The sequence below is a fragment of the Hydrogenophaga sp. genome (assembly GCF_022844385.1).
Lineage (GTDB): Bacteria > Pseudomonadota > Gammaproteobacteria > Burkholderiales > Burkholderiaceae_C > Hydrogenophaga.
Genome location: NZ_JALHLX010000201.1, coordinates 1 through 4,447 on the forward strand (window position 1 = coordinate 1; position 4,447 = coordinate 4,447).

Genomic DNA, 4,447 nt, shown 5'->3' on the forward strand with positions numbered 1-4,447 from the left:
GCCTTCGACGCGCTGGACCACTTTGATCTGGGCGACAAGCTCTTCGAGCGCGTGGACCGGCTCTCGGGCGGCGAACGCCAGCGCGTGGGCCTGGCGCGCGCGCTGCTCGCACCGGCCCGGCTCTGGCTGATCGACGAACCCTTGTCGGCCCTGGACCCCACACGCTCGAAACAGGCCGTGGCCGCGCTGCAGGACGGCGCGCGCGAACGTGGTGTGACGCTGGTGGCCACGCTGCACCAGGTGGATGTGGCCCTCGCCCATTTCCCGCGCATCGTCGGTTTGAGAGACGGCCAACTGGCCTTTGACCTGCCCGCCGCCGAGGTGACTCAAGAGCGCCTGGCGCGCCTGTACGACCAGTTCGAGCACGAGCTGCGCGGCGAGGTGCCGGTGGAGGTGCCGGTGGATGAGCCCGCCGCGCCGCAGCCTGCGGTGATGCACTGCCGCTGAGCATGAACGCGGCGGCACCTTCCTTGCGCAGCGCTCCGGCGCACGACCCGGCCTGGACGGGCCGCGTGTTCTGGCTCAGCCTGGGCGCGGTGCTGCTGTGGCCGCTGATGGTGGCCACCGAGTTCAAGCCCTGGATTTTTCTGGAGCCCGACAACATCAAGGTCACGCGCCAGTTCCTGGCCACGTTCTGGCCGCTCGTGGTCAACGCGGAGTTCATGACCATGATCGCGCGCGAGACCTGGCGCACCGTGGCCATGGCCACCGCCGGTGTCACGCTGGCGCTGGTGGTGGCGATCCCGCTCGCGCTGATGTCGGTGCGCCTGCTGTCGGTCTCGGCGCTCTCGGGCCGCATGGCGCGCGGGCCGTTCTGGTTTCGGCAGGTCGTTCGCTGGCTGCTGATCGTGCTGCGCAGCGTGCCCGAGCTGGTGTGGGCGCTGGTGTTCGTGCGCGTGGTCGGCCTCGGGCCCACGGCCGGCGTGCTGGCGATTGCGCTCACCTACGGCGGCATGCTGGGCAAGGTGTACGGCGAAATTCTGGAAAGCGGCGAACCACACGCCACCGAAACGCTTTTGCGCAACGGCAGCGGGCGGCTGCAGGCCTTCTTTTACGGCCTGCTGCCCACCAACGCGGCCGAGCTCACCAGCTACACCGTGTACCGCTGGGAATGCGCGATCCGCTCGTCGGTGGTGCTCGGTTTTGTGGGCGCCGGTGGCCTCGGCCAGCAGCTCGACAACTCCATGAAGATGTTCAACGGCGGTGAGGTTGCCACCATGCTGCTGGTGTTCATATTGCTGGTGGCGCTGGCGGACCGGGTGAGTTCGTGGCTCAGGAAATCGCTCGGATGAAAGTGACATTGCTGGTCCGCGTGCCCCCACCCCAACCCTCCCCCAGCGGGGGAGGGAGCCGGTGCTCGATCTTCGCCCCTTCCCCCTTTGGGGGAAGGCTGGGATGGAGGCACCGCGCGCCATGACCCGCCCGACCGCCGCCAACCCACCCTACAAGCTGCCCCCGCGCCTGTTCGACGCGCGTTGCAAGGCCTGCTGGTTCGTGGCAGGCCTCATCGTGCTGGTGGTCGCCAGCTTCGCTTCGTTGAACCTGCAGTGGAGCCAGTTCCTCTCGCTGGAAGCGGCGCGCAGCATGGGCCGCTTTGTGGCGGAGTTCTTCCCGCCCGACCTGTCGCCCGAATTCGTGAAGAAGGTCGCCATCGGCGCCTGGGAAACGCTGGCCATGTCGGCGCTCGGAACCGCGCTGGCGGCTGCGGCCGGTCTGGCGCTGGCGCTGCCGGCGAGCCGCCTGCACTCGGCCGACGCCGCCTGGAGCCGAACCCCCACGCGCTGGGTGCTCAACGCGCTGCGCAGCATCCCCGAGCTGGTGTGGGCAGCACTCCTGCTCATCTCGGCCGGCCTGGGCCCGTTCGCCGGCACGCTGGCGCTGGCCTTTCACACCACCGGCGTGCTGGGTCGCCTGTTCGCCGAAGCGATTGAAAACGCGCCACCCGGCCCCGGCGAAGCACTGCGCGTGCAGGGTGTGGGCAATGTCCGCGTGTTCTTCTACGCCACGCTCCCGCAAGTGTTGCCACAGCTCATGAGCTACACGCTCTACCGCTGGGAAAACAACATCCGTGCCGCCGCCGTGCTGGGCGTGGTGGGCGCAGGCGGTCTGGGCCAGCTGCTGGCCTTTCACATGGGCCTGTTCCAGATGAACAAGACCGCCACCATCCTCGGCGCGATGCTGCTCATGGTGGCGGTGGTGGACGCGTCGAGCCACGGCGCTCGGCGGCTGCTCACCCGGTGAGCGATCCGGCGCCGGGCCGCCCCAAGCCGGATCAGCCCCCGGGACCGGCTTGGACCGGGGCCCTCTCCTGTCCTGGGGCAGCGACCCGCGCAGCGGCGGAGCGTGGGGGCAACGATTTGGCAAGCCTGAGCCCGCTGAACTGCCAGCGTGCATCGGTCGGGAAGAAGTTGCGGTAGCTCGCACGCAGGTGCGAGGCAGGTGTGGCGCAGGAGCCGCCGCGCAGCACGGTCTGGTTGACCATGAACTTGCCGTTGTACTCACCCACGGCGCCTTCGGTGGGCTGATAGCCCGGGTAGGCGCTGTAGCTGCTCGACGTCCATTCCCACACGTCGCCGAACATCTGCAGCAGGCCACCGCCGGCAGCGCGCGCGGGCATGGGGTGCAGGGCGCCAGCGTCCTGCAGGTTGCCCTGCACTGGCAAAGCGGCTGACGCAGCTTCCCACTCTGCCTCGGTGGGCAGGCGGGCACCGGCGTGGTCTGCGTGGGTGGCCGCGCTCCAGCGGGCAAACGCGTCGGCTTCGAAGTAGCTCACATGCACCACCGGTGTGTGCGGGTCCAGCGGTACGTCGCCATGCAGGGTGAACACCGTGGGCAAGGCGGTGGTGTCTTGAGGGAGCGTCCAGTACAGCGGTGCGCGAATGCCCTGCGTGCGCACCCAGTCCCAGCCTGCAGCGAGCCACCAGCGTGGGTCGGTGTAGCCACCGTCGCGCACGAAGTCCAGCCATTCGCCGTGCGTCACCAGCCGGTTCATGAGCGCGTGCGGCTCCAGCCACTGGCGGTGGCGCGGCGTCTCGTTGTCGAACGCAAAGCCTTCGCCGGCGTGACCGATCTCGACCAATCCACCTTCGCGCTCGACCCAGCGCGCGGGCACGGGCGACACCGACACCAGCGGCCAGGCGCGCCGGTAAACCGGGCTGAGCGGGTTGATGGAGAGCAGGTGCTTGATGTCGGTGAGCAGCAGTTCCTGGTGTTGCTGCTCGTGGTGCAGCCCCATGCCGATCAGGCGCAGCGCGTCGGCGCTGTCGGTGTGCGCGATCAACCGCGCGATGCGCTGGTCCACCTGCTCGCGCCAGCGCCACACCTCGGCCAGGTCGGGCCGCGTGACCAGCCCGCGCTGCGGCCTGGAGAACTGCTCGCCCACGCCGTTGTAGTAGCTGTTGTAGAGCACCCGAAAGGCCGGGTTGAAGGGTTTGTAGCCGGGCTCGAAAGGCTCCAGCACAAAAGTCTCGAAAAACCAGGTGACGTGGGCCAGGTGCCACTTGGCGGGGCTGGCATCCGGCATGGACTGGGCCTGGCAGTCTTCGGGAGAAAGCGGTGCTGCCAGCACGCGGGTCTGCTCGCGCACCGCTCGGTAGCGCCGGGCCAGCTCCGCGCGGTCCGCCTCAAGACGCGTGTCTGTTGCAGACTGGGGTGAATCGTGGCGCATGGGGGCCCTTCAGCGCCCGGGCAGCAGGCGCAAGAGCTGGCCGTTGCGGTCGTCGGTCAGCAGGTAGATGAACCCATCGGGACCCTGGCGTACGTCGCGCACGCGCTGGTTGAGATTGGGCAGCAGTTTTTCTTCGCGCACCACACGGTCGCCTTCGATGACCAGACGCGAAAGGTAGCGGAACTTGAGCGATCCCGCCAGCAGGCTGCCCTTCCAGGCCGGGCCGTAGCGGTCGCTGGTGACAAAGGTCAGGCCCGAAGGCGCCATCGATGGTGTCCACTGGTGCAGCGGCTGCTCCAGCCCCGGCTTGCTGGTGATGCCGTCGCCAATGGTGCCGCCGCCGTAGTTTTCTCCAAAGGTGATCACGGGCCAGCCGTAATTTTTGCCAGCTTCTGGGCGGTTGATTTCGTCACCGCCCTGCGGGCCGTGCTCCGATGTCCAGAGCCGGCCGTCGGGCGCAAGCGCGGCGCCCTGCACGTTGCGGTGGCCAAAGCTCCAGATCTCGGGCAGCGCGCCCGCGCGGCCCACAAAGGGGTTGTCCGGGTGGGCACCGCCGGTGGCCTTCACACGCACCACCTTGCCGTGGTGGTTGTCCAGCGTCTGCGCATCGTTCATGCGCGAGTAGCGGTCACCCAGGGTCAGGAACAGGCTGCCGTCACCCGCCTGAACAATCCGGCAACCGAAGTGCGAGCGGCTGCTCACCTTCGGCTGCTGGCTGAAGATCACCTTGACGTCGTTCAGCCGTGTGGCATCGGGAGACAGCTGGGCCGATGCCATGGC

At 68.5% G+C, this 4,447-nt stretch carries 5 protein-coding genes; 3 read left to right on the forward strand and 2 right to left on the reverse strand.

Going from position 1 to position 4,447, the window contains the following annotated elements; genetic code table 11:
• The 3 genes from Q0C59_RS18910 to phnE all read left to right on the forward strand — a co-directional run.
• Positions 1–447, forward strand: a 447-nt coding sequence (locus Q0C59_RS18910; protein ID WP_291218483.1) for an ATP-binding cassette domain-containing protein, incomplete at its 5' end; no start/stop codon positions are given.
• A gap of 2 nt (positions 448–449) precedes the next feature.
• Positions 450–1,292, forward strand: a complete 843-nt coding sequence (locus tag Q0C59_RS18915) for an ABC transporter permease (protein WP_291218485.1) — start codon at positions 450–452, stop codon at positions 1,290–1,292.
• A gap of 121 nt (positions 1,293–1,413) precedes the next feature.
• Positions 1,414–2,241 (forward strand): phosphonate ABC transporter, permease protein PhnE, encoded by an 828-nt coding sequence (phnE, locus tag Q0C59_RS18920; protein ID WP_291218487.1) that lies wholly within the window; start codon positions 1,414–1,416, stop codon positions 2,239–2,241.
• Positions 2,242–2,272: 31 nt separating this feature from the next.
• Here phnE and egtB read toward each other — a convergent pair whose 3' ends face one another.
• Together egtB and Q0C59_RS18930 are read right to left on the reverse strand one after the other, a co-directional pair.
• Positions 2,273–3,667 (reverse strand): ergothioneine biosynthesis protein EgtB, encoded by a 1,395-nt coding sequence (gene egtB / locus Q0C59_RS18925; RefSeq protein WP_291218489.1) that lies wholly within the window; start codon positions 3,665–3,667, stop codon positions 2,273–2,275.
• A gap of 9 nt (positions 3,668–3,676) precedes the next feature.
• Positions 3,677–4,447, reverse strand: a 771-nt coding sequence (locus Q0C59_RS18930; protein WP_291218491.1) for a PQQ-dependent sugar dehydrogenase, incomplete at its 5' end; no start/stop codon positions are given.

Coding starts and splice junctions, on each gene's coding strand:
- Q0C59_RS18915 (WP_291218485.1), top strand. CDS start 450: ATGAACGCGGCGGCACCTTCCTTGCGCAGCGCTCCGGCGCACGACCCG.
- phnE (WP_291218487.1), top strand. CDS start 1,414: ATGACCCGCCCGACCGCCGCCAACCCACCCTACAAGCTGCCCCCGCGC.
- egtB (WP_291218489.1), bottom strand. CDS start 3,667: ATGCGCCACGATTCACCCCAGTCTGCAACAGACACGCGTCTTGAGGCG.